A 26751-nucleotide genomic window follows, 5' to 3' on the forward strand; every position below is an offset into this window, starting at 1 on the left:
AGGAGCAGCGCCTTTCGGGTGAAGCAAAAGCCTAATCCTTGTCCGGTGGGTATCGCCGTGATAATTTATCGTCATTCCGCTCAAGAGAATTCGAGATAGGGCGGAGGATGTGGGATGAAGATTCTTTATGGTTCCGTTCTAGGTATCCTGCTTGGGATCACGGCCGCATGGGCGGGTCCGCTGCATGATGCTGCCAGGGACGGGGATGTCGCTCGCGCGAAACAACTGATCGACCAGGGCGCAAAGGTGGGCGAACCCGATGAAACGGGCGAACCGCCATTGCTCATTGCCGCATTGAATGGTCGCAAGGATGTGGTCGTGCTATTGTTGGAACGTGGTTCCGATATCGAGATCCGTAACAAGGGCGGCCTGACCGCTTTGCACGCTGCTGCCTATGGCGGCCATCTCGACGTGGTGGAATTGCTCGTTTCGAAGGGCGCTGCAGTCAACGACCAGAAGAACTTTTATCACATGTCGCCCCTGCATGCCGCCTCCGAGGAGGGCCATGCAGATATCGTTGCATTTCTCCTGGCGAACAAAGCCGAGGTCGAGGCAACGGAACGGAATGGCTACACGCCTCTAAGCCAGGCGGGCTGGCGTGAGCATTGGGATGCAGCCGACCTTTTGATCAAGGCGGGTGCTGTCTGCCAGAAGGCCGACCTTGTCGGCGAGCGGCTTTACGACGAATGCACCAAGCGCAAATAGCGCGGCGACGTTGCGGGCCGTCCAGATTCATGAATTGGAGGATTGGAATGTCACATCACAGGCGGAGATACGCGATCGCGTTGGCAGCGGCCATTGGCATGCTTTCGTTCGCACAGCCCGTTGTGGCCGAGGAATTCGTCAATACCGGATATTTCGGAGACGTGGCGATAAAAGGGTACGACCCGGTCGCCTATTTCACCCAGCATGACGCCGTGCAAGGCAACCCGCAATATTCATACCATTGGCTGGGCGCGACCTGGCAATTTGCCAACGCCGAAAACCGCGATCTGTTCAAGGCGGATCCCGGCAAATACGCCCCGCAGTATGGCGGCTATTGCGCTGACGGCGTTTCCTTCGGCACGGTAACGACCAACATCGATCCGAAGGCATGGCGCATAATCGAGGGCAAGCTTTACATCAGCTACGACCCCGGTACGGCAGAGGGTTTCGAGAAAAGCCCGACCAAGCTTACCGACTCGCAAAAGCACTGGTCGGAGGTCGAGCAGACACTTGTCTCTGAAAAGCAGGACAAGAATTGGGAAGCTCCAGCCAACTAGAGCCTTGGCTATAAGGGCGCCACGGAAAAATACTTCAAGGATTGCGGCGTGACCTGGATATAATCCAAGTCGCGCTCGTCCGTTGTCGTATTGCGGTAGACATAACCGCAGACAGTGCGGTCGCGAAAATACCCCGGGTATTTTTCGCAAAGCCGGTTGCCCTGGATTTCAACTGCGCCCGTGATGTTGGTATTGGCGCTCCGATAGGCGGTATTGCCTGCACTGTCGAAAAACTGGACGAACTGCGTACCGTTCCGGTGCTTGCCTGCCCATTTCTTGTTGTTGACCAGGTCGTTCAACTGGGATTCGCTCAATTGGTCGGCCTGATTTCCCTGGAAATCGAAGGGCCATTGCGGCACCCGCGCGGCCTTCAAGCCGGCAAGATGGTAGTCCAGATCCTCCTTCTGCCAGTAATCATAGAGATAGCTGTAATAGGTCAGGTTGGCGTCCGGGAAGAGCGCCATCAACTTCGCCTTTTCTTCGGCCGCCGGCGTCAGCTTCCCCTCATCGACGTAGGCGGCGGCGAGATACTCGCGCGCCGGCTCCGCCCGGGGAAGAGAATCGCGCGCCGCCTCAAGCAAGGGGATCGCGCGCTCGTTCTCGCGCGAGGTGTAGTAGACAATCCCTGCAAGCAGTTTGAAGCTGGGTTCCGGCGACGGGTCGAGCCGCAGCGCGCGGTCCATTTCCGTCACCGCCTGCCCGCGGCTGCCGGTTTGCGCAAGAATGAGAGCAAGGTTTGCCACAGCTTCGGGGTCATTGGGCTGGGTTGCGACGGCCCGGTTGGCGGATTCCCGCGCCTCCACTTCACGGCCATCGACGAGTTGCAGCAGCGCAAGCACGGTATGGGCCCGGGCATTATTGGGATCGATCTTCAGTGCCTCGCCTGCCGCATCATAGGCAATCTTGCGGGCAACCGCAGCCGACCAGAGGAAATTGTAGTCGTTGCGCCATACGTCGACGGCGACGCGCGCTATGCCCGCATGGGCATTGGCAAAGCGTGGATCGAGATCGATCGCCTTTTGATAATATGACAGGGTTCGCCGATAAGTCTCGACATCCGCATAGAAAAATCCCTCCTGCTCGGCCCGCATGTAATAGTCGTACGCTTCGAGATTGTCGGTGGGGATGCGCGCGAGTTGGTCCCGCTCGCCCTCGCTGAGCTTCACTTCGAGCGCGGATATGATCTTGCCGATCACATCGTCCTGTACGGCGAAGAGATCGGCATATTGCCGGTCGTAGCGCTCGGCCCAAAGGGAAAGTCCCGTTACCGCATCGATGAGCTTGACGTTGATGCGCAGGCGGGTGTCCGCCCGTTGCAGGGTGCCTTCAAGAATATAGTGCACGCCGAGTTCCGAAGCGACGTCCTGTATCTTGTTTGCCGAGGTGCTGACGGCGAATACGGAATGGCGCGCGATGACGAAGAGGCCGGATACTTTCGAAAGTTCGGTGATGAGATCATCCGTCAGGCCTTCGGCAAGATGATCATGTTCAGTGTCTCCGCTGACATTGATGAACGGCAGCACGGCCACCGACGGTTTGTCGGGCAAGGGATAGGCAAAACGCTGCACCGGCGTCGCCGGCCATATCAGGGTCCAGGGCTTGAACCATAGCGCTCCCCCGGCAAGGACGAGCACGAGGAGCGCGGCCGCGGCAGGCACCCGCCAGTTGAGCTTCTTTTTAGGCGCTCCAAGCGTCTTGCCCGCAGCGGATGGATCGAGCACGACGCGATAAACGCGTACCGGTTCGGCAATGCTCTTTACCTTCTGTTCGCCAAGAGACACATAGCCGACGGGCAGTCGCGATTTGACGTGATCGTAAGTGGTTCCGGAGATGGCGATGCCGCCAGGCTCGGCAAGTGCCTGAATGCGATCGGCGATGTTGACGCCGTCGCCGTGAATATCGTCACCCTCGACGATAATATCGCCAAGATTGACGCCGATGCGAAAATCGAGGCGATGACCGGCGGGTTCTCCTGCGTTTCTCTTTGCTTTCTCCTGCTGGATCTCCACCGCACAGCGCAAGGCATCGACGACGCTGTGGAATTCGACCAGCACCCCGTCGCCCATGGTCTTGACCAGACGGCCGTGGTGCTTGGCAATCTTGGGTTCAAAGACTTCGTACAGATCGCTCTGGAACCTTGCGCGGGTTCCTTCCTCATCGATCTGGCTCAAGTGGCCATAGCCGGCAACGTCGGCGATGAGCACGGCAGCTAGGTGACGTTCCATTTCACCGTTTTTCCCCGGAGCACAATGTCACTCCTTCTCGCATCTTATCGCAGGTAGGAGGCAGAGGCCATTACGCTCAAATGGGTGAGCGCGAAGCCGGCCTGCCAGGAACAAGGCCGAGTGCTAATATTTACCAGCTCTGCTTTAATCCATCGGTCCGCGCTCTATTTAAGGGTGTAGCCTGGACTAACGATGACGGAGAAATTCACAATGCAAGCCCTATCCACTGTTCCTCCGCTCGTTGGTGACCTGGCCTGGCCCGCCAAACGGCGCAAGGTGCTCGACTGGCTCGTGCATGCAACCCGTGAAGAACGCTTCATCGACAATATTTTCGTCGAGCTGTGCAATCGCCTTATGGAAGACGGCGTGCCGGTCGCCCGCTCGACGCTGCATCTCAGAACCCATCATCCCCAGTGGCTCGGCGCGCGGATTCTCTGGAAGACGGGCTTGGACAAGGCTGATATCCAGACGTTCGGCTACGGCATCGAGGAAACCGAACGGTATCGCAACAGCCCGATCGACCAGATCAGGAGTGGCGTGCGCGAAATCAGGTGGCGGCTCGAAGAAAATAGCGGGGAAACCTATCCGCTCTATAACGAGTTGCGGTCAGAAGGCCTCACCGACTATATCGCCTGGCCGCTTTACCACACCCTCGGCAAGGAACATGTCGTCACCTTTGCCGCCGACGCGCCTGGCGGTTTCAGCGATGAACACGTGGCCTACCTCACCGACCTTTTGCCCGCCCTCGCACTCGTCAGCGAAATTCGGTTGAAAAATCGCCTCGCCCGGACGCTGCTTGAAACTTATGTCGGCCCGCACGCGAGCGAACAGATCCTAGCTGGCGCGACAACGCGCGGCAGCGGCGTGACGGTGGGCGCCGCCATATTGATCTGCGATCTGCGCGATTTTACCGGAATATCCGATCTTTGGCCGCGCGACGACGTTATCGAATTGTTGAACGGCTACTTCGACGCCATGTCCGAGCCCATCGCCCGCCATGGCGGCGAAATATTGAAATTCATGGGCGACGGGCTGCTTGCCATCTTCCCGCTGAGCGATCCCATGGCCTGCCGCAATTTGCTGCAGGCGATCAACGAAGCCCAGACCGCCCTTGCGGCGCTCAACGAGGATCTCGTTGGCAAGGGCCGCAACCCGCTCGGCTATGGCATCGGCGTCCACGTCGGCGACGTGATGTACGGCAATATAGGGTCGCGCAGCCGGCTTGACTTCACGGTGATCGGCCCGGCCGTGAATATCGCCTCGCGCCTCGAGAGCCTGACCAAGGAAATCAAGCGTCCGGTCCTTTTGTCGAAGGCGTTCGTGGAGATGGCCGATTGCGGCGAAGAATTCGAAAGTCTTGGTTCGCATCGGCTGCGCGGCCTCGAGCGGCCATTCGACGTCTTTGGGTTAAAGGAACGCGACAAGGCCGCCGTGCTGTCGCCCGCATAGAGGAGCGACAGGGCCTCGCGCCGGTTCACAATTGTTTCAAAAATCCTTCATGAGGGCGTGGCATAACCGACGGCACAGTAGCAAAATGTGCTCCGCCGTCAGTTGGCCAATCCCGGAGAGGCGATATGAACAATTCCAAGGAACATTCCGATGCACAGGACTGGCTCGAAGCCGAGCTTGCCGACACGCTTGACGAGGATTACGAGCTGGAACTCTCCGAGCCGGCGCTTTCGGCGGAAATACGCAAGATTTATCGCAAGTCGCATCCGCCCTCAATTCCGCGCATCGACTACTTCCGTGCCCTGCTCTCCCTGCAGTCGGAACTGATCAAACTCCAGGACTGGGTTGCCTATCACAAGGAAAAGGTCGTCGTGATCTTCGAGGGTCGCGATTCTGCTGGCAAGGGCGGCGTCATCAAACGCATTACGCAGCGCCTCAACCCACGTATCGTCCGCGTCGTTGCGCTGCCTGCTCCGTCGGATCGCGAAAAGACCCAGTGGTATTTCCAACGCTACGTGCCGCACCTGCCGGCAGGCGGCGAGATCGTGCTCTTCGACCGTTCCTGGTACAATCGCTCCGGGGTCGAACGTGTCATGGGATTTGCCGGTGAAGATCAGGTGCAGGAATTTTTCCACGACGTGCCGGAGTTCGAGCGCATGCTGGTTCGCTCCGGGATCAGGCTGGTGAAATACTGGTTCTCGATTACCGATGAGGAACAGCAGATGCGTTTCCTTATGCGCATCCACGACCCGCTGAAACAGTGGAAACTTTCGCCGATGGACCTGCAGTCGCGCGTTCGCTGGGAATCCTACACCAAGGCCAAGGAAGAAACTTTCGCTCGCACCAATATTCCCGAAGCGCCTTGGTACATCGTCGAAGGCAATGACAAGAAGCGCGCACGGCTCAACTGCATCGATCACCTCCTCAGCCGCATCCCGTACGAGGAGGTGCCGCACGAGGACATCGCCCTTCCCGAGCGCGTGTTCAATCCGGATTACGAGCGCAAGGTCCTGCCGCCCGAACTCTATGTGCCGGCGAAATATTAGAGCGCTTCTCTTGTTTAGATAGAAACAGTTCGGTTTCTCGATGGCGGGATACTCCACCAAGCAAGGAACCCTCCCGGCGGGTAAGGCAACGATCTAAATCAGCGCGTGTCCCTAGCGATTTTGGCCCGTGTAGGGCATCATCCTTCCAGCGGAGATTTTGTGATGCTGGCAGAGGGAGGATCGCCATGCGCTGCTTTACGGTACTCGGACCTTCGCAAACCGGAAAATCCACGCTCGTGGACAAACTCGGCTCACTTGAAGGTTCCCCACGAAAATCTGTTTCTCCTTATGGACTTGGCCTGACGGAATTCGAGTTCGGTGGCGAGGCGTGGTGCGCGCTGGACACGCCCGGATCAGGCGAAGCGATTGCTCATGCCCACCACGCCCTTCTCGCCAGCGATGCCTGCATCCTGTGCGTCTCAACAAACCCGGACGAAGCCGTCCTTGCTGCGCCATACCTGCGCGCGATCGAAGCGTCGGGTACGCCCTGCATCCTTTTCGTCAACAAGATGGACGAACCGCGCGGGCGACTGCGTGACGTTGTCGCCGCACTGCAGGATTACTCAAATCACACACTCATCCTTCGCCAGATTCCCATTCGCGAGGGCGACAAGATCGTCGGCAGTTGCGACCTGATTTCCGAGCGCGCATGGCGCTACCGCGAGGGGCAGCCATCCTCGTTGATCGAAATCCCTCCAGACCTTATCGAGCGCGAACATGAAGCGCGCGCCGAACTGCTTGAACACCTCTCCGAATTTGACGACTGGCTGCTTGAGGAATTGATCGAAGACCGTGAACCGGCAACGAATGCGGTCTATGCGATCTCGTCACGGGTCTTGCGCGAAAACCGGATCATTCCGGTGCTCGTCGGGGCCGCAAGCCACAGCAACGGCATCATGCGACTGATGAAGGCGCTCCGCCATGAAGCGCCGCAGGCTGACGTGCTGCGCAAGCGGCTGTCGGCTGCGGGTAGCATTTCCGAAAGCGCTCTGGTCGCCGTCGGGTTTCACGCCTACCACCGCCAGAATGTCGGCAAGACCATTCTCGTGCGTGCTTTCACGGACGGTTTGAAACAGGGCACCATGCTTGCGGGCGCACGGCTCGGCCCGGTGCAGGATCCGGGCACCGGAAAGCCGATTGCCTCGGGTGCCGCGTCGGCGGGTGATGTCTTTGCGACGGTCAAGTCGGATCACCTGCCCGTCCCCTCGCTGCTGGGCACGGATGCAGCCGTCGATGCCCCGAACTGGACCAATGCACCCACGCCGATGATGGAGCGCATACTAGTTCCAAGCAGCGAACGCGATGAAACCAAGCTTTCCGAAACACTGGCAAAATTGGCCGAAACCGATCGCGGCATCAAGGTTGCCCAGGAAGAAGGAACCGGTGCGCAATTGATCAGTTCCCAAGGGCCCGTACATCTGCGTGACATTTGCCGGACGTTGGCCGAAGTCTTCCACGTGGATGTCAGCGAGAAGCCACCGAGCCCGGTCTACCGCGAGACGATCTCGAAATCATCGGATGTCCACTATCGGCACCGTAAGCAGACGGGCGGCGCCGGACAGTTTGCCGACGTGAAGTTGAGCGTCAGGCCCAATGGGCGCGGTGAAGGCTTCAGCTTCGCCGAAACGGTCAAGGGCGGCGCAGTGCCACGCAACTTCATACCGGCGGTCGAGGCAGGTGCGCGGGAAGCCATGGACAAGGGCCCCCTGGGGCTGCGGGTCATCGATGTCGGTGTAACGCTCACTGACGGCCAGCACCATTCGGTCGACAGTTCCGAATTCGCCTTTCGCGCGGCCGGGAAGATGGGTGTTCGCGATGCGCTCGCCCAGGCTTCGTCCGTGCTGATGCAGCCGATCTATCGCGTCGAGATCAAGATCCCCTCGATCTATTCCGGAAGTCTGGTGCCGATCATATCGTCGTTCAAGGGACAGGTGCTCGGGTTCGACCGCGACGACAAGGCAAAGGGCTGGGATATATTCCGGGCCCTCATTCCGGGCAGCGCCCTCGATGAACTTGCGCGCACACTACGCTCGGCAACGCAGGGCATAGGCACATTCGCCAAGACATTCGACCATTTCGAGGAAATGTACGGCAAGGAAGCGGATGCGATAATCCAGGCGCAAGGCGCGCACGCGAACGAGCATTGACTGGCGGGTTGCGTGCCTGCTGCAAGGGCTGGCAGACACGAACCCACCCTGGCGCATTTTTCAATAGACCACATCTCTTAGTCAGCAGGCTCGATATCTGGAAGACTCCAGCTCTTCTCAAACAGTGGCTTTTGCGGCCCATAAAGCCGGAACAGCACTTCGAAGCGACCTCCGGGCTTGGTCGGGGTCCAGTTCGTTTCCTTGCCTGCGGGAGATATAGGACCAAAGAAGAGATCGACCGTGCCGTCCGCATTGACGGTTAGCCCCTTGCTCATGGACGATTTGCTTGGAGACAGGACGTCTCTGACGAGTGCCTGAGTTGCCCTATCATAGACGACCGCCGACCAATATTGGCTCACGGGAACATGAGCGGGTACAGTCAGTTTATAACTCTTGCCGCCATCGAGTGCCTGCCCCGTCTTGTCCTTCGTCGACATCAAATAGAACTGACCGGTTCCAAGGTGCTTCACGCTGGAAAATCCCCAAAAGTAGGTCAACCCCCTGGAATCGATTGGATAGGTGTCTGCCGTTTCGTAAAATGTCGCCGCCGTTTTTACCAGGTCCGACGGTGCAGGAACCGCCCAATATGCATTATCGAAATAAGGTTTGAACGCCGTTTCGTAGCTGCTGTCGATCCAGGCATGCGCCTCGGCTACCGCTGCTTCGAGAATGGCAGTAGTCTTCTCATCCGGATTGAACATCTTGCCTTTTTCAATGCCGATGGAGCGAAGCATGTCGACCATGACCTTGTCGCGTGGTAGCCACGGCTCGTATTGGACCACCCGATCGAGCGACCGATAGAAGCTCAGGTCGTACCTGATTGTCGAGTCGAACTCGACGCCCAGCACGTCGACGAACGCCGTCTTGTCTGGACGGGCCGCCTTGGACAGCGGATAGAGTTTTACCCTGCGACCGTAGTCTACAGCCTTTTTGATGGCTTCTGGACCACTCCCCTTCACGATCGAGCGCAGCAGCCCGTAGCCTTCGTATGTCGAGGACGGCAGGACAATGTATCCCTTGGGCGTGGCTTTTTTATAACCCGGTGGCAGGATCAAAAACTTGCCACCCTTGCCTTTGTCGGCCCCTGCAGGTCCTACATCCTCCAGCGCCGCCTGCCAGACATCCATCAGCGTTCCGGTAATAGAACCCCCAGTCCCGGCAGGTGGTATCTCGATGACAACTGGCCCAACCGCCTTGGTGTCGTAGAACGGCAGCAGATAGATCGTATCGGGGTTCGGCGTCAGCATCTGGTTCTTCCAGTCTGGAAGACCCGACCAATAGACGACCTGGTTGAAGTTGCCACCCTTGTCCGTGAATGCCTGGAGCATCCGGTCGAAATTGACGACGGGTATCCCCCAGTTCACGGCCTCGATTGCCCGCCGTTCGACTGTCCGCTGGTGCAATTGGTCGGGTGTGAAATCCACCGCAGCAGCGGAAGACACCATGAGTGGCAGAATGCCGAGTGCAGGGAACCGAACTCGCATGAGATATCTCCAACGGTGCACGTTATGACGCCGACAAGGCGTCTCGCTATGCTGGCAACAACAAATTGCGTTTTACCATGTACGATGGGTGGTTTGGGAAGTACGCAACGGTTAATTGGCGGCGAAACAGTGACGCTTGAGTCAGGCTTCTCGCCGGAACGAGTCAGACTCTCCCGGCAAATGAGTCAGGCTTTTGCTAGTTGCTACATTTCAGCTTGGGGCGGGCACGGCGAGAGCAAAAATAATGCGGTAATATAATACCTTTTTTCTAACACATTGTTTTTTAACACTGTTTTGCTAGATTTGACGAAATCTAGTGCTTGACGTGTTTGCCCCGGACCTATATTGAACCTCTCGACTGCGGTGGGTCTTTTGCCGCCGCTTTTCATTGTTGCCGGAATTTTCGAATTTCGTGCAACGCAAGCAACAAGAAAAGCCTTCCTTCGTGAAGGATGATCTCAAGGACGAACACAATGGCTACCTTCTCTCAGAAGCCGGCAGAAGTGACGAAAAAGTGGATCCTGATTGACGCCGAAGGTCTCGTCGTCGGCCGTCTCGCCACTCTCGTCGCCAACCGCCTGCGCGGCAAGCATAAAGCAACCTTCACCCCGCACGTTGACGATGGCGACAATGTCATCATCATCAATGCCGACAAGGTTGTCTTCACCGGCAAGAAGTTGACCGACAAGGTTTACTACTGGCACACGGGCCATCCCGGCGGCATCAAGGAACGCACTGCCCGTCAGCTGCTCGAAGGCCGTTTCCCGGAACGCGTCGTTGAAAAGGCTGTTGAGCGCATGGTTCCCCGCGGACCGCTCGGCCGTCGCCAGATGAAGAACCTGCGCGTTTACGCTGGTTCCAACCACCCGCACGAAGCTCAGTCTCCCGAAGTCCTCGACGTCGGCGCGCTGAACAGCAAGAACAAAAGGAGCGCATAAGAATGGCTGAGCTCAATTCGCTCGAAGCTCTCGGCACCATTGCCGCCAGCACGCCTGCCGCAGCGCCGGTCCATGTCCAGAAGCTTGACGCAAAGGGTCGCGCCTATGCGACCGGCAAGCGCAAGGATGCGGTTGCCCGCGTCTGGATCAAGCCGGGTTCCGGCAAGATCGTCATCAACGACAAGGAATACGGCAAGTATTTCGCACGTCCGGTTCTGCAGATGATCCTGCAGCAGCCGATCGTTGCTGCCAACCGTGCCGGCCAGTACGACATCATCGCCACCGTTGCCGGCGGCGGTCTTTCCGGTCAGGCCGGTGCCGTTCGTCATGGCATTTCCAAGGCCCTCACCTACTTCGAGCCCGCTCTGCGCGGCGTTCTGAAGAAGGGCGGCTTCCTGACCCGCGACAGCCGCGTTGTCGAACGCAAGAAGTACGGCAAGGCCAAGGCCCGTCGTTCGTTCCAGTTCTCGAAGCGCTGATCTCAGCACTTCAATTGGACAAGAACAGAAAGCGGGCCTTCGGGTCCGCTTTTTTGTTGCGGTCGCAGGCATATGACGGTTATCGAGTAAAAGCTTTGCTTAGCCCCTCTGCCCTGCCTGGAGAATTCAATGCCATCGAAATCCATCGACCACGCCTTCACAGCGCGCGCATTGACGGGCGCGGCGAGCGATCCGACCCATGCCGGCGCCCTCTCCTTCATGCGTCGGCGCTATACGAAAAACCTCAAGGGCGCGGAAGCGGTGGTGTGGGGCATCCCCTTCGATTCGGCGGTCTCCAACCGGCCGGGCGCACGCTTCGGTCCGCAGGCGATCCGTCGCGCTTCGGCGATTTTCGACAATGACCCGCAATATCCGTTCCATCGCGATCTCTTCGCTGATCTTGCCGTCATCGACTATGGCGATTGTCTGCTTGACTACGGCAACCACCAGAAGACGCCCGCTACCATCGAACGCGAAGCCGCCAAGCTCATCAAGTCTGGCGCCTTTCTCGTTTCGCTCGGCGGCGACCATTTCGTCACCTGGCCGATCCTGAAAGCCCATGCGGCGAAGTACGGGCCGGTCGCGCTCGTGCAGTTCGATGCGCATCAGGACACCTGGTACGATGATGGCAAGCGCATCGATCACGGTTCTTTCGTCGGCCGCGCCGCGCGCGACGGCGTGATCGACGCCGCCCATTCGATCCAGGTCGGCATTCGCACCCATGCGCCGGACGATTGCGGCCTGAAGATCGTCTATGGCTACGAGGTCGAGGAACTCTCGGCCGCGGAGATCGCCAAATCGATTATCGCGCGCACCGCCGGCAAGCCGGTCTACCTCACTTTCGACATCGATTGCCTTGACCCGGCCTTTGCACCGGGCACCGGAACCCCCGTTGCAGGCGGGCCATCTTCAGCAAAGATCCTCTCGGTGTTGCGGCATCTGACGGAACTCAATATCGTCGGCGCCGACGTGGTCGAAGTCGCGCCTGCCTATGACCATGCGGATGTAACGGCCATCGCAGGTGCCACAATCGCGATGTATTACCTTGGTATGCTGGCGGAGAAAAAAGCGCGACGAGGCTGATTGCGATCAGCTTAGACATTGAATCCGCTTTTCTCCCCAACTATCTGAATTCAAAGCTTCCAAGGGCAACGACATGAAACCCAAGATCTTCATCGACGGCGAACACGGCACAACAGGTTTGCAAATCAGGACGCGCCTTGCGGGCCGCGACGATCTCGACGTGCTTTCGATTCCAGAAGCCGAGCGTCGTAACCGCGATATGCGGGCCGATTTCTTGAAGGAAGCCGACGTCGCCATATTGTGCCTGCCGGACGACGCCTCGAAGGAAGCCGTCTCAATCCTCGAGGGGCACAATTCGACCAAGATCATCGATACCTCGACGGCACATCGCGTGCATCCCGACTGGGCTTACGGTTTTGCCGAGCTCGACCGCGCGCAGCGGCAGAAGATCGTCGACGCCCGGCTCGTCGCCAATCCCGGTTGCTATCCGACCGGAGCGATCTCGCTGGTGCGCCCGCTGCGTGATGCCGGCATTCTACCCGCCGACTATCCGGTCACCGTCAACGCTGTTTCCGGCTACACGGGTGGCGGCAAGCAAATGATTGCGCAGATGGAGGACGCAGCCAACCCGGACCATATCACGGCCAACAATTTCCTTTACGCAATGCCGCTCAAGCACAAGCACGTGCCGGAGCTGCAGATGCATGGCCGCCTCGAGCGCCGCCCTTTGTTTTCACCGAGCGTCGGACGCTTTCCACAAGGCATGATTGTGCAGGTGCCGCTGTTCACGGCTGATCTCGATGGCCAACCTTCGCTGGGCGACATCCACGCGGCGCTGAGTGCCCACTATGAAGGCCAGGATATCGTCCAGGTCGTTCCGCTTGCCGACAGCGTGCAACTTGCACGGCTCGACGCCGAAGAACTGCGCGACACGGACATCATGAAATTGTTCGTCTTCGGCTCGGAGGATCAGGGACAGGTCAATCTGGTTGCGCTCCTCGACAATCTCGGCAAGGGCGCGTCCGGCGCGGCCGTGCAGAACCTCGATCTCATGATCGGCCATGGGTGATACGGTGAATGAGACGTTTCCCGCCGAGTGGAACGTCTCCTCCCCTGAACTTCTCGCCGAAACGCCCACAAGCCGCATTACCAAGGTGCGGCTACCCGATGGAACGCCAGCCATCGTCAAGGCTTTGACGCCGATCGGCATGAAGGACGAACTGCCTGGCGTTCATTACCTCGACTGGCATGACGGCAGCGGCGCGATCCGGGTCCTTGCGATCAAGGACAACCTGCTGCTGCTCGAATATGCCGGCCGGCGCACCCTTCTCGACCATCTCAACGAATTTGGCGATGAAGCGGCAACCGCGATCGCCGTCGAGGTGTTGCGCAAACTTCTGGACACGCAGCACGACGACCGAGCTTTCGCGCCCGACCTCATCCCGATCCAACAGCAGTTTGCGAGCCTCTTTGCAAAGGCGGAAAGCGACTACAGGAATGGCGTCGACAGCCTGTTCGTGGAGGCGGCACGGATCGCAGACGAACTGATGAACAAACCAATGAACGTGCAGCCGCTGCACGGCGATGTCCACCACGAGAACATTCTCTTCGGCGACAGGGGCTGGCTGATCATCGATCCCAAAGGCCTTCTCGGCGATCCGATGTATGACGCGGCCAACATGTTCTACAACCCGCTGGATCGTCAGGATCTGAGAGCGAGCGAGACGCGCGTCGCGACCATGGCGCGGACGTTTTCGCGCGCCTTCGATCGCGACATTCGCACCATTCTCGGTTATGCCATGGCCCACGCGGCGCTCTCCGCCTCCTGGCACACGGAAGATCAAAACTTCGCAGAGGCCGAGCGCAGTCTGGCGGTCGCGCGGGCGGTACGGAGCGTGCTCGCTTCACTGGTATGAACGGCGTACAAGGCGCGCGACCATCAGGAAGGTGACGACACCGCAACAGCCAACAAAGGCGGCAATGGCGAGCGCCGCATGCGGACCAAACTGCTCAAGGATAAATGCGAAAATAAAGGGCGCCGTTGACGACACAGTCAGGCGCGCAGCGGTGATCTTGCCGAGAATTTCGCCGTAACCTCGATGCCCGAACAGGGCGAGAGGGAGCGTTCCCTGGACAATGCTGTTCAGTCCCGAGCCCATGCCGAACAGCATGGCGAACAGTATTGCGCCGGCAATCAGCGGCACCGGCGGCGGCAGGAGCAGCATGAGGAATGCGAGCGGGATCAGGGCCGTGGAGAGGATAGCAACGGCGAGCGCCGAGAACCGATGACCGAGTACCATGTTGACGAGACGGCTCGCAAATTGAGACGGCCCGAAGATCGTGCCGACCAGCACCGCTGACGTGCCGAGCCCCACCGCCGCCAGAACCGGAACGAGGTGCACAAGCATCGCGGAAAGGGCAAAGCTTCCGAACGAGAAGCCGCAGGCAATGAGAATGAGGGCAGAACGGCGGCTTGCCAGGGGCAAGGAGCCGGCATCGAAGGTTGCAGGATCAGATGACACGTCCGGTCTTAGCATCGGCGATCGTCTGGTCATCTGCGATAGCCAGAAATGGATCGGAAAACAGATGCAGAGCTGGAGACCGGCGTAAAACAGGAAGATTTCGCGCCAGGTGAACCATTTCAAGAGCCCTGTCGCCAAGGGCCAGAACAGCGTCGAGGAAAAACCGGCAATGAGCGTCAGCAGGGTAATTCGCCGAGGTGCGGCTTGCGGATCGATCTGCACCAGAACCGCAAAGGCCGTGTTGTAGAGGATGAACGGCGTGGCGATGCCCGTCGTCACCAACGCCGGAGCAAAGATGCTCCAGTTCGGCGCCCAGGCGCAGACCAGCAACGACACTGCGGCAGCAAGCGAACCAAGCGTCATGACCCGCCCCGCGCCGAAACGATCTGCCCATCGCCCCGACCAAGGTGAAATGATGCCGCCGATGAGCAGCGTCCCGGAAAATGCAGCGAACAGCCATTCGCGCGAGCGCGCAAACTCCTGGCCCATCGCCGGCGCCAGAATGCTGAAACTGTAATAGAGCGTGCCGTAGCTGATGATTTGCGAAACGCCGAGAGCGCTGACAGCGGCCAGTGAGCGTCTCGCACTTAGGGTCATTCTGTTCGTTTCCACATGTTGTCCCGCTTCTTGCGAGCGGCAGCCAAGAACTACACTGAGTCCCCTTCGCGGAAAACGGTTCCGTACAAAATCTCGTGCCTGACCAACTTGACCGAGCGCCCTATGGGGGCCTTACATTGGTCAAGTTGGTCAGGACGCCGTCAATGAACAAAGTCAATCTGTATGACGCAAAAATCAATCTTTCCAACCTTGTCGACCGTGCGGCGGCCGGTGAAGAAGTGGTGATCGTCAAGAATGGCGTGCCCTTGGCCAGACTAGGACCATTGCCGAAACAGAAACAGTCACGGCACCCGGCAAAGGCGCTCGGAATATCCTATATCGCGGAGGATTTCGATGCTGTGGATGATCAGACTGTCGAGCTCTTCAGTGGCGGCAACGCATGAACCTTCTGCTCGATACCCACGTGCTTCTCTGGTGGGATGCCGGGGCCTCAGAGATGGGCGCAACGGCGCGAGCGGTCATCGCAAACCCTGATAATACAGTCTATGTAAGCGCAGCATCCGTTTGGGAAATCGCAATCAAGAGCGCCAAGGGTAAATTGCGCTTCAATGGCTCAGCCGACGCCGCCATCGAAGCTAACGGCTTTTTGCCCCTGTCCATGTCGACGGCACACGCAGAATTGAGGGGCCGGCTTGATTGGGCCCATGCCGATCCGTTTGACCGCATGCTCGTCGCACAAGCCCAATCCGATGGACTCATCCTGCTGCACGTCGACGCCGTCATCCACGAATTCCGCGAAGTCGCGCAACTCTGGGCGCGATGATCAGTTATCTTCCGGCGATCACCTCAGTCTCATGTGGATAGCTGCCCTTTGTGGCGCGCCAGTGCGCAACCGAAAATCCGAGCAGAACGATTGCAAAGCCTTGATGAAGAAGGCCAAGGCCGATCGGCACCATCATCAAGAGCGTCGTGATGCCGATCGCCGCCTGCAGCGCGACAATCACCGCGAGAAGCACGGCGCGGCGTGCATGGGTCGTGCCGGGTGCATTGCGGCTGACTGAGACGGCCTGCCAGATCGCCACGACGAAGACGAAATAAGCAAAGGAACGATGCACGAACTGCACCGTCTTCGGATTCTCGAAGAAGTTGTGCCAGATCGGCTGGATCGGGAAAAGATCGCCCGGAACCACCGAGCCATCCATGAGCGGCCAAGTGTTGTAGGATAGTCCCGCGTCGAGACCCGCGACGAGCGCACCAAGGTAGATCTGGATGAATACCAATACGACAAACCAGCCGGCAAAGCGCTGGATCGAGCGCCTGGCCGGGGCTTCGGAATAAACGGCAAGACCGCGCGCCACGTACATTACCGCCGCGAAGATGATGCAGGCGAGCGTCAGGTGGGTGGCCAAACGGTATTGGCTAACGTCGACGCGGTCTACGAGCCCGGACGCCACCATCCACCAGCCAACCGCACCCTGCAGCGCGCCGAGCGCGAGGATGCCGACCATGCGCGGCTTCAGGCGGCGCTCAAGACGGCCGGTGAGCCAGAAGAAGACGAGCGGCAAGGCGACGAGAAAGCCGACGCTGCGTGCAAGAAAGCGGTGCGCCCATTCCCACCAGAAGATCTGCTGAAACTCGGCAAGGCTCATGCCCTTGTTCAGTCGTTCGTACTGGGGAATCTGGCGATACTTGTCGAATTCCTCGATCCACTGGTCGTGACCGATGGGCGGAATGATGCCGTGGATCGGCTTCCATTCGGTAATCGAAAGACCGGAGCCGGTCATACGCGTGGCTCCACCGACGATGACGATCGTGGCAAGGACAATAAGGACCAGATAAAGCCAGATCCGCACGTACTGGCGGTTGCGAGCTTCGCGATCCTGAATAAGGCTGATCGCGCCGGCGCTGATTGTCTGATCGGTCATCGTATACTCCTGTCGGTTGCGGATAGGTGCCGCATAAAGGTGGCGAAGACAACCTGGGCTCGCGCGACACGCCGTCGCGTTTTTCCAGCATGGCGGGCTTTTTGGCTTTCCGATCGGGTTTTTAGGCGCTACAGGAAGCGCTGAACTTGGAGAATGCGATGCCGGTCCGGCTGAAGAAACTCATTGGTACATTTCTGCTCGTGGCGCTGGTATGTGTCTACGCCATCATCGCGACGGTCTTCGCGGTTGCCCTCCTCGCCAATGCCAGCCCCTGGATCCATCTCCTCTATTTCTTCGGCACAGGGATATTGTGGGTCGTCCCGGCAATGTTCATCATCAGCTGGATGGAAAAGGCGCCGAAGAAGAAGGCCTGAGCCTGGCACGTCCTTAATCGCCCTGCACGACTCTGCGGCCGGCATTGGCAATGGGTGTCGTCACCCCGCTCATCATCGTCTGGGCATAGACGAGTTTCTGGAAGCGACCGTTGATCGATATGCGTGGCAATGCATGCAGATTGGTTCGGTGTTCGACATGGATCGTGCCATGGCGCGTCGTCACCGCCGAAACGAAGCCCTCATCTTTCGCTATCTCGGCTTCACGCCTGCCGGCCGCCTTGGCGGACCCGTAGGGAAATGCAAAGTGGACGGGGCGTTTGCCGAGATGATCACCGATCATATCCGCCGATTGGCGCATTTCCTGGGCTACCATGCCGGCGGTCAGACGTTTGAGGTTGTAGTGGTGGACCGTGTGGCCGCCGATCGTACACAAGGGATCGGCCGAAATTTGCTGCAATTCCTTCCAAGTCATGACGTCCTGATCTGCCGCAACGCCGCACAATATTCCGGCCTCGGTGCACATTTCGCGCAGGACCGGCAATTGCTCCAGTTCCGTCAATGTATATGAGAAATACCGCATAAGGCCATGAAAAGCCGCGCGTTTCTGGAGGACAGTCGAGCAGCGCCACTCCGGCCCGCCCGGCACCTTGATATATGGCGTCTGCGCGACCAGCTTTTCGACGACTTCCCACCAGAGCACCGCTGCGCCTTCGATAAAGCCCGGCGCCACATAGACCGTGAATGGGACGTGATGCTTCTGGAACACGGGATATGCATGGTTGAGATTGTCGTTGTAGCCATCGTCGAGCGTTACCGCGACAAAACGCCGATAGCTGCGAACGCCGTTCTCAACGCGATCGGCCATCTGGTCCATCGACACGAACTCGGTTCCCTCCGCTTTCAGCGAGACAATAATCTCGTCGAGAAATTTCGGGGTGATGGACAGCGAGCGCGTAACACCGAGCGGACTTATGCAGTCGGGACGGACGCGGTGCAGCATGATTATCGAACCGAGCCCGCCAAAGCGATTGCGCGCGCCTTGCGCGAAACCACTATGCCAAGCCAGTCGCATCACGGCTTTGCGTAATAAATCAGCCGTGTGGACCATTCTTTCACCAATTTACGCTAATCAAGAATAATCGGAGGGTTGTTTTCAGGAATTCATGCAACCTAAATGTTTAAAAAATACTGATCAATGAGTCCTCTTTAACTTTCTCCCCGACGGAAAACAATATGGCTCCTTCCCGGCTTGTGCCTCGAATCGTTGTCGATGCCAGCGAAGCAACGACTTTATGGAATGCCTTTGCAGGTGAGTTTCTCGCGGGCGCTGCGCAGACTGCACACTGGTTCGCCTGCTGGCAATCATCCGCCAATTCCGATTGTCTCGTTGCGGCACTTTTCATGGACGGCGCCCCTGTCCTCCTCTTGCCGCTGGAGGTCGAGCGAAGAGGAAGCCTCCGCATTGCGTGCTATGTCGGCGGACCCCACGCCAACTGCAATTTTCCCGCACTTTTGCAGACCCTCGCTATCGCGCAAGACGATCTGACTGGTCTCTTTCAGGCATTGCACAGGTCAAGGCCCGACATCGACGTCGTTACGCTCTCACGCCAGCTCCCCGAGCTTGCCGGCCTTACCAATCCACTAATGCAGTTGCCACATCGCACTAACCCCAATGTCAGCCTCGCCATCCGGCTTGATGGCAGTTTCGAGACCATTCTCAACCGCCACAATTCAAAGCGAAAGATGAAGAAGCATCGGCACGTGGTCCGGCGCTATGACGACGCAGGCGGTTTCAAGATCGTCACGGCTGCCAGCGCCGCCGAAAGCAGGAACATGCTCGACGATTATTTTGCCTGGAAGTCTGATCGCCTGGCGCGGGCAGGCATCACGAACACCTATGAGCCGAAGGGCGTAAAGGAGTTTTTCCACCGTTTGTTTGCCGACGAAACAAATGCCGCCGCGCCGCGTTTTCAGTTGCGGGCTCTGGAAGTCAAAGGCAAATATCGGGCGGTTCTCGGTAAATCCCACGCCAAGGGCATGACCTTCATCGACTTCGTCGGGATCGCCGACGACGAACTCGTCAATACGAGCCCGGGTGAATTTCTGTTTTACAAGGATATCGAGGAAAGCTGCGGCTCTGATCTCGCCATCTACAGTTTCGGCATCGGGGACGAGCCGTACAAGCGCAGCTGGAGCGAAATCGAGACGCCAACCTACGACAACGACATCAGCCTGACTGCCAAGGGACGCTTGTTCTCGCTCTATCTCGGCGCACGCGGCTCAGTGGTGCGCCGGATCAAGCAGAACGAAAAAGTCTGGGCCATGGTCAAGACGGCACGCGCGAAGCTCCGCGGCCAATCCTAGCAGGGCCGAGCGCTAGGCAGAGCGAACAATCCTTCCGCCGTCAAGACGCAACTGTTCCTTGTTGAATGCCGTCAGAAGTTCCGGCTGCAGGAGCTTGGCATCGAACACCGCCTTGGCTGTCGCCACTACATCGGGATCATCGGGGTCGACGACGCCGAGGATAAGCTCGGTGCCATCGGCGATGATATGTTTCAACTCCTTGACGGTGGCCGCACCACCATCGATCACGACAAGGTCATAAGCCGATTGCAAGGCATTGAGGATCATGGGCAGACGGCCAACCGATTGCATCGCCTTGGCCGGGTCGTGATTGCCGAGCGGAATGATCTCGGCCTGCGAATAGTGATCAGGGTGGATCACATCGCTGAAATGCTTGTCGGATACGAGCAGATTGGTGATGCCCGGAAGGTTCTTTTCGTCGAGCATGGAACGGCCGATCTCGCCAGAACCGGTCATGTCGATGAGGATGACACGCACGCCGCGGTCGGCAAGCTCGCGGACCAGCAATATGGTAAGGGCCGAAGCTTCATCACCCTCCGGGGAAACAACGACCGCTCGCGCCGCCCCACTTGCCATCAGCCGGTCGGCCACATTGGCAACTCCGGAATGGTCCGGTTGAACCCGAATAGTGAGTGCCTCCTCCGCCGGAGTTTCGATTGCTGGCCGCGGGGTTTCTTCCGGGCCCGAAATCGCGAGCGTCGCCGGACTGAGCGGGAGTGCGGGAGGCACGGGTTCCGCGAGGACCTCCCGTGTATTGTACGCCGGGCGCAGGGCCGCTCCGGTAAACAGCGCACGCAGCAGGGTGAAAATGCTCAGCAACAGCAGCGAGGCGACGAATGCCGCAATGGTCATCGGCAAAATCTTCGGAAAATAGGGCTCAATTGGCCGGTCGGCCCGCGAAAAAATGCGGGCATCCGCGGGCATCGAGCTGCGGTCGATCCGCGACGAGGCCTCGCGGTAGCGGGTCAAATAGGATTCGAGCAATTGCCGCTGGGCTGTGGCCTCGCGCTCAAGCGCGCGCAACTCCACCTCTTCTTCGCCGGCCCTCGACGATTGCGCCTTCAATTCATCGAGCGAGCGGATCAGCTGGGCTTCGCGCAGGCGCGACGTCTCAGCCTCGCTTTCGAGCGAGCCTTGAACCTTGCGGGCTTCGAGCCTGATCTGCTGATTGAGATCGGCAAGCTGCGAGCGCAACGCCTTGATGCGTGGATGTCCGCTCAAAAGCGTGGATGACTGGTCGGCGATGTCATTGTTGAGTTGCACCTGCCGCTCGCGCAGCCGCTGGATTAGCGGCGATGCCATCACGTCTGGCAGCGTTTCGACAGCTGCGCCATTGGCAAGCGCCGTACGCACGCTTTCGGCCTTTGCTTCGGTAGCGGCGCGGTTAGCGCGGACGCGCGACAATTCGGAGGAAAGCTCGGATAATTGCTGGGTTGCAAGCACGGCATTGTTCTGGCCGATGAGGAGATCGGAAGAACTGCGGAAAGCTGCGACTTTGGCCTCGGCTTCCTTAACGCGCTTGCTGAGATCGTCGATTTCGGGCTGCAGCCAGCCCGTGGCGTCTTCGTTCGATTGCGACTTCGACGCCTGCTGCGTGGCAATATATTCGTCGGCAATGGCGTTGGCGACCGCGGCAGCGAGAGCCGGATCCTTCGACGAAAACTGTACGACGATGACACGTGAGTTCTGTACGGCATAGACGACAAGCCGATCGCGCACGCCCTGAAGAATATAGTCGTCCCGCGTTTCTACGTCCGGGTTCTTGCCGATACCCACCTCGCCGAAGAAGCGTCCGATCGCCGATGGCTCGGCTCCAGCCGAAAGTTCGGGATTCTTGCCGAGGTCGAGCTTGACGATGACGCGCTTCAGGAGATCGGAGGAATTGATCACCTCGACCTGGCTCTTGATGCCCTCCTGATCGATGACCGCCCGATCGTCCGCCTGCTGCGTCGTCGGCCGGGTGAATATGGACTCGCGCGTCTCGATGAGTATCCGCGTTTCCGCCCGATATTTTGGCGAAACGGACGACAAGGCAGCAAATGCCAACCCCGTCAGCAGAATTGAGCCGAGCAGGATGCGCCACTTGCTTCGCCAGAGGCTGGCGAACAAGGCACCTATATCAATGTCTACATCGTTACCGACAGTGCTCGCCCCGGCCATTCATGCAACTCCACTTCGATCGGCGACATGGTAAATGCCTATGGTAACCAGCGCGTTAAGAATATCTGCTGCGAATGCATGATCAAATTGAGGCATGCTATTCATATGCACATGAAGCGCCGGCTTTTGCCGATATTTTACCAGCCATTAACCCTAATGAATTGATAATCCCAGCAAGAATCGAGAATTCTCGTTGCAACTGTCGTTAGGGTTCAGGCCGTGTCCAGCAAACAGATCTTAATGGTCGCCATTGGCGTGCTATCGATGACGCTCGGTGGATGCGCCAGTTACCGGCCGGCTCCCCCTGCCTTCAACGCAGCGATCAACAAGCCGTACCTCTTGGATGCTGGCGACCGCATACGTCTGACCGTCTTCGATCAGGAGGGTATCACCAATACCTATAGCGTAGACCAGGCCGGCTATATTTCGGTTCCGCTTGTCGGCAGCGTTCCTGCCCGCGGCAAGACAATACAACAGATAGAGGCGGCGGTTGCCGCCAAACTTCGCAAAGGCTTCCTGCGCGATCCTGACGTGGCAGTGGAAATCGACCGATATCGTCCTGTCTTCATCATGGGCGAAGTCGGCGCAGCGGGCCAATATTCCTACGTTCCCGGCATGACCGCACAAAAGGCGATTGCCGCTGCCGGCGGGTTTACGCCGCGCGCCAACCAGGCCGATGTCGACATTACCCGTCAGATCAATGGCGAGAGCCTGACCGGCCGCATCATCATTTCCGAACAGGTGCTGCCCGGCGACACGCTCTACGTGCGCGAACGGTTCTTCTGATCCTGTCATGACGAACGAGAAATCGCTGCGGATTGTCCACTGCTTTCGCGCCCCCGTCGGCGGAATATTCCGTCATGTGCGCGATCTCATCGATGCGCAGGTGGCGGCGGGGCACAAGGTTGGCGTGATCTGTGACGCGTCCACCGGCGGCGCCTTCGAGGAAACGCTGCTCAACGAGATGCACGGCAAGCTCGAACTTGGCCTCGAGCGGATCGCCATGCAACGCCAGATCGGTCCCGGCGATGCCATTGCGGCGTTCCGCACCTACAAGATCATCGCCAGGATGGCCCCCGACGTCCTGCATGGCCACGGCGCAAAAGGCGGCACCTATGCGCGCCTTTTCGGATCGATGCTGCGGTTCACCGGCTCGAAGGTCGCGCGCTTCTATTCGCCTCACGGCGGCAGCCTTCATTTCGATCCCGCAAGCATGCAGGGGCGCGTCATTTTTAGCGTTGAGCGGCTGCTGGAACGGATGACTGACCGGATCATATTCGTTTCGGCCTATGAGCAAGGCGTCTATTCCAAGAAGATCGGTGTCCCGCGCTGCCGACATGCACTGATCTATAATGGCCTCAAGGACAGCGAGTTCGAACCAGTCCCTTTGGACGGCGATGCGGCGGACTTCGTCTTCATTGGCGAGATTCGCGAACTAAAAGGACCGGATATTTTTGTAAGCGCGCTGGCGCAGGCGAGCGCCGCATCCGGGAACACGTTGAAAGCCGTGATGATCGGGGACGGCAAAGATCGCGCCGCCATCATCGAGCAGGCGCAAAGGGACGGTTTGGCACCGCACATTCGCTTTCTCATGCCCATGAAGGCGCGCGAAGCTTTCAGGCTCGCCAAGGTGGTTGTCATTCCCTCGCGTGCCGAAGCGCTGCCTTATATTGTGCTTGAAGCACTTGCCGCCGGACGTCCTGTCATCGCCAGCCGGGTTGGCGGAATTCCTGAAATTCTTGGCGAAACGTCGCTCGCGCTCGTCGAGCCGAACGCCGAGGCGCTGGCGAAAACCATGACGCGCGCCATCGGCGATCTTGCTGCGTTCAATGCGCTGCTTCCCGATATACACGCCCTTCGCGAGAAGTTCGGCGTAGCAAACATGGCCGCAGGCCTGGAGGCCGAGTACTTCTCAGCGCTTGCAACACAAGCTTAGTTTCTTTTCTGTATTTCAGGGCGATCCGTGCTAATGAGGGCCGCTACAACTTCAGGGTCAATCATGAAAGACAGAAAAGCCGACCACGGGTTTTCGCGCGATGCTGTGCGCAGCGTTGCTTCGCGGCCCGCCAAGCCGGTCGAGGAGAAGGCTAAACTGAGCCCAATCGCTCACGCCATTGCCTCCCAATATGCGCGCAACACCAATTCTCCCGTCATGATCAGCGGTGTCATGCGCATGATCGAATTCGCAATCATTGCGTTTGTCGGTTTTGCCGTCTTCATCATCTATGTCGGCTCGCCCGCGAATTCTTTGATGCACTACACAGCGGCGATATTCGCAACGGCAACGCTAAGCATCCTCTTTCTCGAGTTTGCGGACAGCTATCAGCTTGCGGTCATGCGCGATCCGTTTCATACGATCGGCCGCCTTGTCTTGAGCATTTCCGGTGCTTTTGCCCTGATCTCGCTGGCTGGTTTCTTCCTCAAGGTCTCCGAGGATTTCTCGCGCCTCTGGTTCGGGGCCTGGTACGTGACCGCGCTCGTCGCCTTTGTCGGTTTTCGCCTCGTGATGTCGAGGTTGATCCGCCGCTGGGCCCGCAACGGCAAGATGGAACGCCGCGCGGTGATCGTCGGCGGCGGCAAGCCTGCCGAGGAGCTTATCCGGTCGATCGAACAGCAGCCGTACAATGACATTCGCATCTGCGGGGTCTTCGACGATCGCGACGCCAAGCGCTCGCCTGCCGTCGTCGCCGGCTATCCCAAGCTCGGCAATATTGCCGAGCTCATCGAGTTCGCCCGTATCGCCCATATCGACATGCTCATTGTTTCGCTGCCGATCACGGCCGAGGCGCGCGTGCTTTCCCTGTTGAAGCAATTATGGGTGCTCCCGGTCGATATCCGGCTTTCCGCGCACAATAATCACCTGCAGTTCCGGCCCCGCGCCTATTCCTACATCGGCTCGGTCGCGATGATCGACCTTTTCGACAAGCCGATCAATGATTGGGATTCGGTGGCAAAACGTGCTTTCGACATCTTCTTCAGCCTGTTGGGACTTATCATCTTCAGCCCGGTCATCATTGGCACGGCAATCGCCATCAAACTCGAGAGCAAGGGCCCGGTGATTTTCAAGCAGCAGCGCCACGGCTTCAACAACGAGTTGATAGAGGTGTGGAAATTCCGTTCGATGTTCACCGACATGTGCGATCCGACCGCCCGCAACGCCGTGGTGAAGGACGATCCGCGCGTGACCCGCGTTGGCCGTTTCATCCGCAAGAGCTCGATCGATGAACTGCCGCAGTTCTTCAACTCGCTGATGGGTACGCTCTCGCTCGTCGGCCCCCGTCCCCACGCCGTTTACGCCCACACCCGCAATCTTCTTTATCATGAAGTCGTCGACGGTTACTTCGCCCGCCACCGGGTGAAGCCCGGCGTCACCGGCTGGGCCCAGATAAATGGCTGGCGCGGCGAGGTCGATTCTGATGAAAAGATCAAGATGCGCACCGAGTTCGACCTCTACTACATCGAAAACTGGTCGCTCTGGTTCGACCTCAAGATCCTGTTCCTGACGCCGATCCGCCTCCTCAACACGGACAACGCCTATTGAGCGCAATCACAACCACGAGTGAAGCGGACAAGGCGAAGCACGCGCTAAAGAATCGCGCCCTGATCGGGCTTATTTCGACGTTTGCTGTGGGGCTTGGGGTGTTTTTCAGCGGCTTCGTCATCGACGAGCCGGCGCCCTATGAACTTTACATGGCCGGGCTTATCGGCATCTGGGCGTTGTTCGGCCTGCGGCTGTCGCGCACCGTTGCCGTGCTGCTGGCGATCCTTGTCGTATTCAATGTCGGCGGCGTGATTTCCATGGGCCAGATGCCCGAGCTGAAAACAGCGCCAATGTATATTGCCGTGTCGCTGTTTCTTTGCCTCACCGCCGTTTTCTACGCCGCCATCATCAATGCCAATGAACGAATCCTGTCGGTGATGTTCAAGGCCTACATTCTTTCAGCGGTATGCACGTCGCTGCTCGGCATTCTCGGTTATTTCGACGCATTTCCCGATGCGGATATTTTCACCCGCTACGGCCGCGCCATGGGCGCATTTCAGGACCCCAACGTCTTCGGGCCGTTCCTGATGCTGCCGCTTGCCTGGCTGGTTCACGGCGTTCTGGTCGGTGATCTGCGCGCCCTGCCTGTCAGGCTCGTTCCGATTCTGATCATTACGCTCGGTGTGTTCCTTTCCTTCTCGCGCGCAGCTTGGGGCATGGCGGTGTTCATGATCGCGGGCGTTGCCTTCGTCCTCTTCATTCGTAACCCCAGTCCCAAATTTCGCCTGCGGATCATCGTCCTTGCCGGCCTTGCGGTCGTTTTCGTTCTGCTGGCCGTCCTCATCGCCCTGCAGATACCAAGTGTCTCCGAACTCTTCACGGCGCGCGCGCAGCTGGTCCAGGATTATGATGAGGCCCAGTTCGGACGTTTTGCCCGCCATTGGTATGGGCTGTTGATGTCGATCGATCGCCCGCTCGGCATCGGTCCGCTCGAGTTCGGCCCAATCTTCGGCGAAGACACGCACAATATCTGGCTGAAGGCGTCGCTCGACTATGGCTGGATCGGCTTCATCAGCTATCTGACCCTGACGATGCTGACGCTCGGATTTGGCCTTCGAATTCTCTTTCGCGAGCGGCCCTGGCAGCCCTATTTGCTGTGCGCCTACCTCGCCTATGTCGCCCATGTGGCAATCGGCAATATCATCGACACTGACCACTGGCGCCATTTCTGGCTACTGGTGGGCATTATCTGGGGCTGCGTCGCGCTGGAAACGCGCTACCAGAACCGAAGGTCGAGTTTTCCGGCATAAGGCTGTGGCAATTTAAACATTTTGATTTATAAATCTTCTCCAG

24 protein-coding genes are annotated in these 26751 nt (G+C 58.6%); 18 read left to right on the forward strand and 6 right to left on the reverse strand.

What is annotated here, in order from left to right; translation table 11 throughout:
- Window positions 1-114: 114 nt before the first annotated feature.
- Both GF108_RS08735 and GF108_RS08740 read left to right on the forward strand, forming a co-directional pair.
- Complete coding sequence (locus GF108_RS08735) at window positions 115-705, forward strand: ankyrin repeat domain-containing protein (RefSeq protein WP_153667646.1); 591 nt, start codon at window positions 115-117, stop codon at window positions 703-705.
- 47 nt (window positions 706-752) lie between these two features.
- Window positions 753-1262 (forward strand): YHS domain-containing (seleno)protein, encoded by a 510-nt coding sequence (locus tag GF108_RS08740; protein ID WP_153667647.1) that lies wholly within the window; start codon window positions 753-755, stop codon window positions 1260-1262.
- Between the two features lie 8 nt (window positions 1263-1270).
- On the opposite strand, the gene GF108_RS08745 is transcribed toward GF108_RS08740, so the two are convergent.
- Window positions 1271-3487: an adenylate/guanylate cyclase domain-containing protein gene (locus GF108_RS08745; protein ID WP_153667648.1), complete on the reverse strand. Its 2217-nt coding sequence runs from the start codon at window positions 3485-3487 to the stop codon at window positions 1271-1273.
- Window positions 3488-3697: 210 nt separating this feature from the next.
- On the opposite strand from GF108_RS08745, the gene GF108_RS08750 reads away from it, so the two are divergent.
- From GF108_RS08750 to GF108_RS08760, 3 genes are all read left to right on the forward strand, one after another.
- Window positions 3698-4936 (forward strand): adenylate/guanylate cyclase domain-containing protein, encoded by a 1239-nt coding sequence (locus tag GF108_RS08750; RefSeq protein WP_246663895.1) that lies wholly within the window; start codon window positions 3698-3700, stop codon window positions 4934-4936.
- 125 nt (window positions 4937-5061) lie between these two features.
- Window positions 5062-5982 (forward strand): polyphosphate kinase 2, encoded by a 921-nt coding sequence (ppk2, locus tag GF108_RS08755; RefSeq protein WP_153667650.1) that lies wholly within the window; start codon window positions 5062-5064, stop codon window positions 5980-5982.
- Window positions 5983-6167: 185 nt separating this feature from the next.
- Window positions 6168-8129, forward strand: coding sequence for an elongation factor G (locus GF108_RS08760; protein WP_153667651.1), 1962 nt, complete (start codon window positions 6168-6170; stop codon window positions 8127-8129).
- 77 nt (window positions 8130-8206) lie between these two features.
- Here the strand turns inward: GF108_RS08760 and GF108_RS08765 are convergent, their stop codons facing one another.
- Entirely contained in the window at window positions 8207-9613 is a 1407-nt protein-coding gene (locus tag GF108_RS08765; protein WP_153667652.1) for a DUF1254 domain-containing protein, read from the reverse strand.
- Between the two features lie 473 nt (window positions 9614-10086).
- On the opposite strand from GF108_RS08765, the gene rplM reads away from it, so the two are divergent.
- The 5 genes from rplM (at window position 10087) to GF108_RS08790 (ending at window position 13969) form a co-directional block, all read left to right on the forward strand.
- Complete coding sequence (gene rplM / locus GF108_RS08770) at window positions 10087-10551, forward strand: 50S ribosomal protein L13 (RefSeq protein ID WP_153667653.1); 465 nt, start codon at window positions 10087-10089, stop codon at window positions 10549-10551.
- A gap of 2 nt (window positions 10552-10553) precedes the next feature.
- Window positions 10554-11030 (forward strand): 30S ribosomal protein S9, encoded by a 477-nt coding sequence (rpsI, locus tag GF108_RS08775; protein WP_027232424.1) that lies wholly within the window; start codon window positions 10554-10556, stop codon window positions 11028-11030.
- A gap of 129 nt (window positions 11031-11159) precedes the next feature.
- On the forward strand, window positions 11160-12113 hold the full coding sequence (speB, locus tag GF108_RS08780) for an agmatinase (protein ID WP_153667654.1): 954 nt from the start codon (window positions 11160-11162) through the stop codon (window positions 12111-12113).
- A gap of 73 nt (window positions 12114-12186) precedes the next feature.
- Window positions 12187-13122, forward strand: coding sequence for an N-acetyl-gamma-glutamyl-phosphate reductase (gene argC, locus GF108_RS08785; RefSeq protein ID WP_153667655.1), 936 nt, complete (start codon window positions 12187-12189; stop codon window positions 13120-13122).
- Entirely contained in the window at window positions 13115-13969 is an 855-nt protein-coding gene (locus GF108_RS08790; protein ID WP_153667656.1) for an aminoglycoside phosphotransferase family protein, read from the forward strand. The genes argC and GF108_RS08790 overlap by 8 nt, the downstream gene beginning before the upstream one ends.
- Here the strand turns inward: GF108_RS08790 and arsK are convergent.
- Window positions 13958-15172, reverse strand: a complete 1215-nt coding sequence (gene arsK, locus GF108_RS08795; protein ID WP_153667657.1) for an arsenite efflux MFS transporter ArsK — start codon at window positions 15170-15172, stop codon at window positions 13958-13960. The two genes, GF108_RS08790 and arsK, sit on opposite strands and share 12 nt — an antisense overlap.
- A gap of 164 nt (window positions 15173-15336) precedes the next feature.
- Between arsK and GF108_RS08800 the strand changes: the two genes are divergently transcribed.
- Both GF108_RS08800 and GF108_RS08805 read left to right on the forward strand, forming a co-directional pair.
- Window positions 15337-15576: a type II toxin-antitoxin system Phd/YefM family antitoxin gene (locus GF108_RS08800; RefSeq protein WP_153667658.1), complete on the forward strand. Its 240-nt coding sequence runs from the start codon at window positions 15337-15339 to the stop codon at window positions 15574-15576.
- On the forward strand, window positions 15573-15956 hold the full coding sequence (locus tag GF108_RS08805) for a type II toxin-antitoxin system VapC family toxin (protein WP_153667659.1): 384 nt from the start codon (window positions 15573-15575) through the stop codon (window positions 15954-15956). Before GF108_RS08800 ends, GF108_RS08805 begins: the two co-directional genes overlap by 4 nt.
- A 4-nt stretch (window positions 15957-15960) precedes the next feature.
- Here the strand turns inward: GF108_RS08805 and GF108_RS08810 are convergent, their stop codons facing one another.
- Complete coding sequence (locus GF108_RS08810; RefSeq protein ID WP_153667660.1) at window positions 15961-17058, reverse strand: COX15/CtaA family protein; 1098 nt, start codon at window positions 17056-17058, stop codon at window positions 15961-15963.
- 158 nt (window positions 17059-17216) lie between these two features.
- Here GF108_RS08810 and GF108_RS08815 point away from each other — a divergent pair, with 158 nt between their 5' ends.
- Window positions 17217-17432, forward strand: a complete 216-nt coding sequence (locus GF108_RS08815; protein ID WP_027232416.1) for a DUF2842 domain-containing protein — start codon at window positions 17217-17219, stop codon at window positions 17430-17432.
- Window positions 17433-17445: 13 nt separating this feature from the next.
- Here GF108_RS08815 and GF108_RS08820 read toward each other — a convergent pair whose 3' ends face one another.
- Window positions 17446-18465: a polysaccharide deacetylase family protein gene (locus tag GF108_RS08820; RefSeq protein ID WP_172982599.1), complete on the reverse strand. Its 1020-nt coding sequence runs from the start codon at window positions 18463-18465 to the stop codon at window positions 17446-17448.
- Between the two features lie 161 nt (window positions 18466-18626).
- Between GF108_RS08820 and GF108_RS08825 the strand changes: the two genes are divergently transcribed.
- The gene (locus GF108_RS08825; protein WP_153667662.1) at window positions 18627-19757 is read left to right on the forward strand and encodes a GNAT family N-acetyltransferase; all 1131 of its coding nucleotides are present in this window, start codon (window positions 18627-18629) and stop codon (window positions 19755-19757) included.
- 12 nt (window positions 19758-19769) lie between these two features.
- Here the strand turns inward: GF108_RS08825 and GF108_RS08830 are convergent, their stop codons facing one another.
- The gene (locus tag GF108_RS08830) at window positions 19770-21917 is read right to left on the reverse strand and encodes an exopolysaccharide transport family protein (RefSeq protein WP_153667663.1); all 2148 of its coding nucleotides are present in this window, start codon (window positions 21915-21917) and stop codon (window positions 19770-19772) included.
- Window positions 21918-22157: 240 nt separating this feature from the next.
- Here GF108_RS08830 and GF108_RS08835 point away from each other — a divergent pair, with 240 nt between their 5' ends.
- From GF108_RS08835 to GF108_RS08850, 4 genes are all read left to right on the forward strand, one after another.
- Window positions 22158-22703 carry a polysaccharide biosynthesis/export family protein gene (locus GF108_RS08835; protein ID WP_153668227.1) on the forward strand — a complete coding sequence of 182 codons (546 nt, stop codon included), beginning with the start codon at window positions 22158-22160 and terminating at the stop codon, window positions 22701-22703.
- A gap of 7 nt (window positions 22704-22710) precedes the next feature.
- On the forward strand, window positions 22711-23853 hold the full coding sequence (locus tag GF108_RS08840) for a glycosyltransferase family 4 protein (RefSeq protein WP_153667664.1): 1143 nt from the start codon (window positions 22711-22713) through the stop codon (window positions 23851-23853).
- 63 nt (window positions 23854-23916) lie between these two features.
- Window positions 23917-25458 carry an undecaprenyl-phosphate glucose phosphotransferase gene (locus tag GF108_RS08845; protein WP_153667665.1) on the forward strand — a complete coding sequence of 514 codons (1542 nt, stop codon included), beginning with the start codon at window positions 23917-23919 and terminating at the stop codon, window positions 25456-25458.
- The gene (locus tag GF108_RS08850; protein WP_153667666.1) at window positions 25455-26708 is read left to right on the forward strand and encodes an O-antigen ligase; all 1254 of its coding nucleotides are present in this window, start codon (window positions 25455-25457) and stop codon (window positions 26706-26708) included. Before GF108_RS08845 ends, GF108_RS08850 begins: the two co-directional genes overlap by 4 nt.
- The last annotated feature ends 43 nt before the right edge of the window (window positions 26709-26751 follow it).

It is taken from the genome of Phyllobacterium sp. SYP-B3895 (genome assembly GCF_009647635.1).
In the GTDB taxonomy this organism is placed as follows: Bacteria; Pseudomonadota; Alphaproteobacteria; order Rhizobiales; family Rhizobiaceae; genus Phyllobacterium; species Phyllobacterium pellucidum.

Bases quoted from the DNA above. Each gene is read 5' to 3' on its own strand.
- GF108_RS08735 (WP_153667646.1), top strand. From the start codon at position 115: ATGAAGATTCTTTATGGTTCCGTTCTAGGTATCCTGCTTGGGATCACG.
- GF108_RS08740 (WP_153667647.1), top strand. From the start codon at position 753: ATGTCACATCACAGGCGGAGATACGCGATCGCGTTGGCAGCGGCCATT.
- GF108_RS08745 (WP_153667648.1), bottom strand. From the start codon at position 3,487: ATGGAACGTCACCTAGCTGCCGTGCTCATCGCCGACGTTGCCGGCTAT.
- GF108_RS08750 (WP_246663895.1), top strand. From the start codon at position 3,698: ATGCAAGCCCTATCCACTGTTCCTCCGCTCGTTGGTGACCTGGCCTGG.
- ppk2 (WP_153667650.1), top strand. From the start codon at position 5,062: ATGAACAATTCCAAGGAACATTCCGATGCACAGGACTGGCTCGAAGCC.
- GF108_RS08760 (WP_153667651.1), top strand. From the start codon at position 6,168: ATGCGCTGCTTTACGGTACTCGGACCTTCGCAAACCGGAAAATCCACG.
- GF108_RS08765 (WP_153667652.1), bottom strand. From the start codon at position 9,613: ATGCGAGTTCGGTTCCCTGCACTCGGCATTCTGCCACTCATGGTGTCT.
- rplM (WP_153667653.1), top strand. From the start codon at position 10,087: ATGGCTACCTTCTCTCAGAAGCCGGCAGAAGTGACGAAAAAGTGGATC.
- rpsI (WP_027232424.1), top strand. From the start codon at position 10,554: ATGGCTGAGCTCAATTCGCTCGAAGCTCTCGGCACCATTGCCGCCAGC.
- speB (WP_153667654.1), top strand. From the start codon at position 11,160: ATGCCATCGAAATCCATCGACCACGCCTTCACAGCGCGCGCATTGACG.
- argC (WP_153667655.1), top strand. From the start codon at position 12,187: ATGAAACCCAAGATCTTCATCGACGGCGAACACGGCACAACAGGTTTG.
- GF108_RS08790 (WP_153667656.1), top strand. From the start codon at position 13,115: ATGGGTGATACGGTGAATGAGACGTTTCCCGCCGAGTGGAACGTCTCC.
- arsK (WP_153667657.1), bottom strand. From the start codon at position 15,172: ATGACCCTAAGTGCGAGACGCTCACTGGCCGCTGTCAGCGCTCTCGGC.
- GF108_RS08800 (WP_153667658.1), top strand. From the start codon at position 15,337: ATGAACAAAGTCAATCTGTATGACGCAAAAATCAATCTTTCCAACCTT.
- GF108_RS08805 (WP_153667659.1), top strand. From the start codon at position 15,573: ATGAACCTTCTGCTCGATACCCACGTGCTTCTCTGGTGGGATGCCGGG.
- GF108_RS08810 (WP_153667660.1), bottom strand. From the start codon at position 17,058: ATGACCGATCAGACAATCAGCGCCGGCGCGATCAGCCTTATTCAGGAT.
- GF108_RS08815 (WP_027232416.1), top strand. From the start codon at position 17,217: ATGCCGGTCCGGCTGAAGAAACTCATTGGTACATTTCTGCTCGTGGCG.
- GF108_RS08820 (WP_172982599.1), bottom strand. From the start codon at position 18,465: ATGCGACTGGCTTGGCATAGTGGTTTCGCGCAAGGCGCGCGCAATCGC.
- GF108_RS08825 (WP_153667662.1), top strand. From the start codon at position 18,627: ATGGCTCCTTCCCGGCTTGTGCCTCGAATCGTTGTCGATGCCAGCGAA.
- GF108_RS08830 (WP_153667663.1), bottom strand. From the start codon at position 21,917: ATGGCCGGGGCGAGCACTGTCGGTAACGATGTAGACATTGATATAGGT.
- GF108_RS08835 (WP_153668227.1), top strand. From the start codon at position 22,158: ATGGTCGCCATTGGCGTGCTATCGATGACGCTCGGTGGATGCGCCAGT.
- GF108_RS08840 (WP_153667664.1), top strand. From the start codon at position 22,711: ATGACGAACGAGAAATCGCTGCGGATTGTCCACTGCTTTCGCGCCCCC.
- GF108_RS08845 (WP_153667665.1), top strand. From the start codon at position 23,917: ATGAAAGACAGAAAAGCCGACCACGGGTTTTCGCGCGATGCTGTGCGC.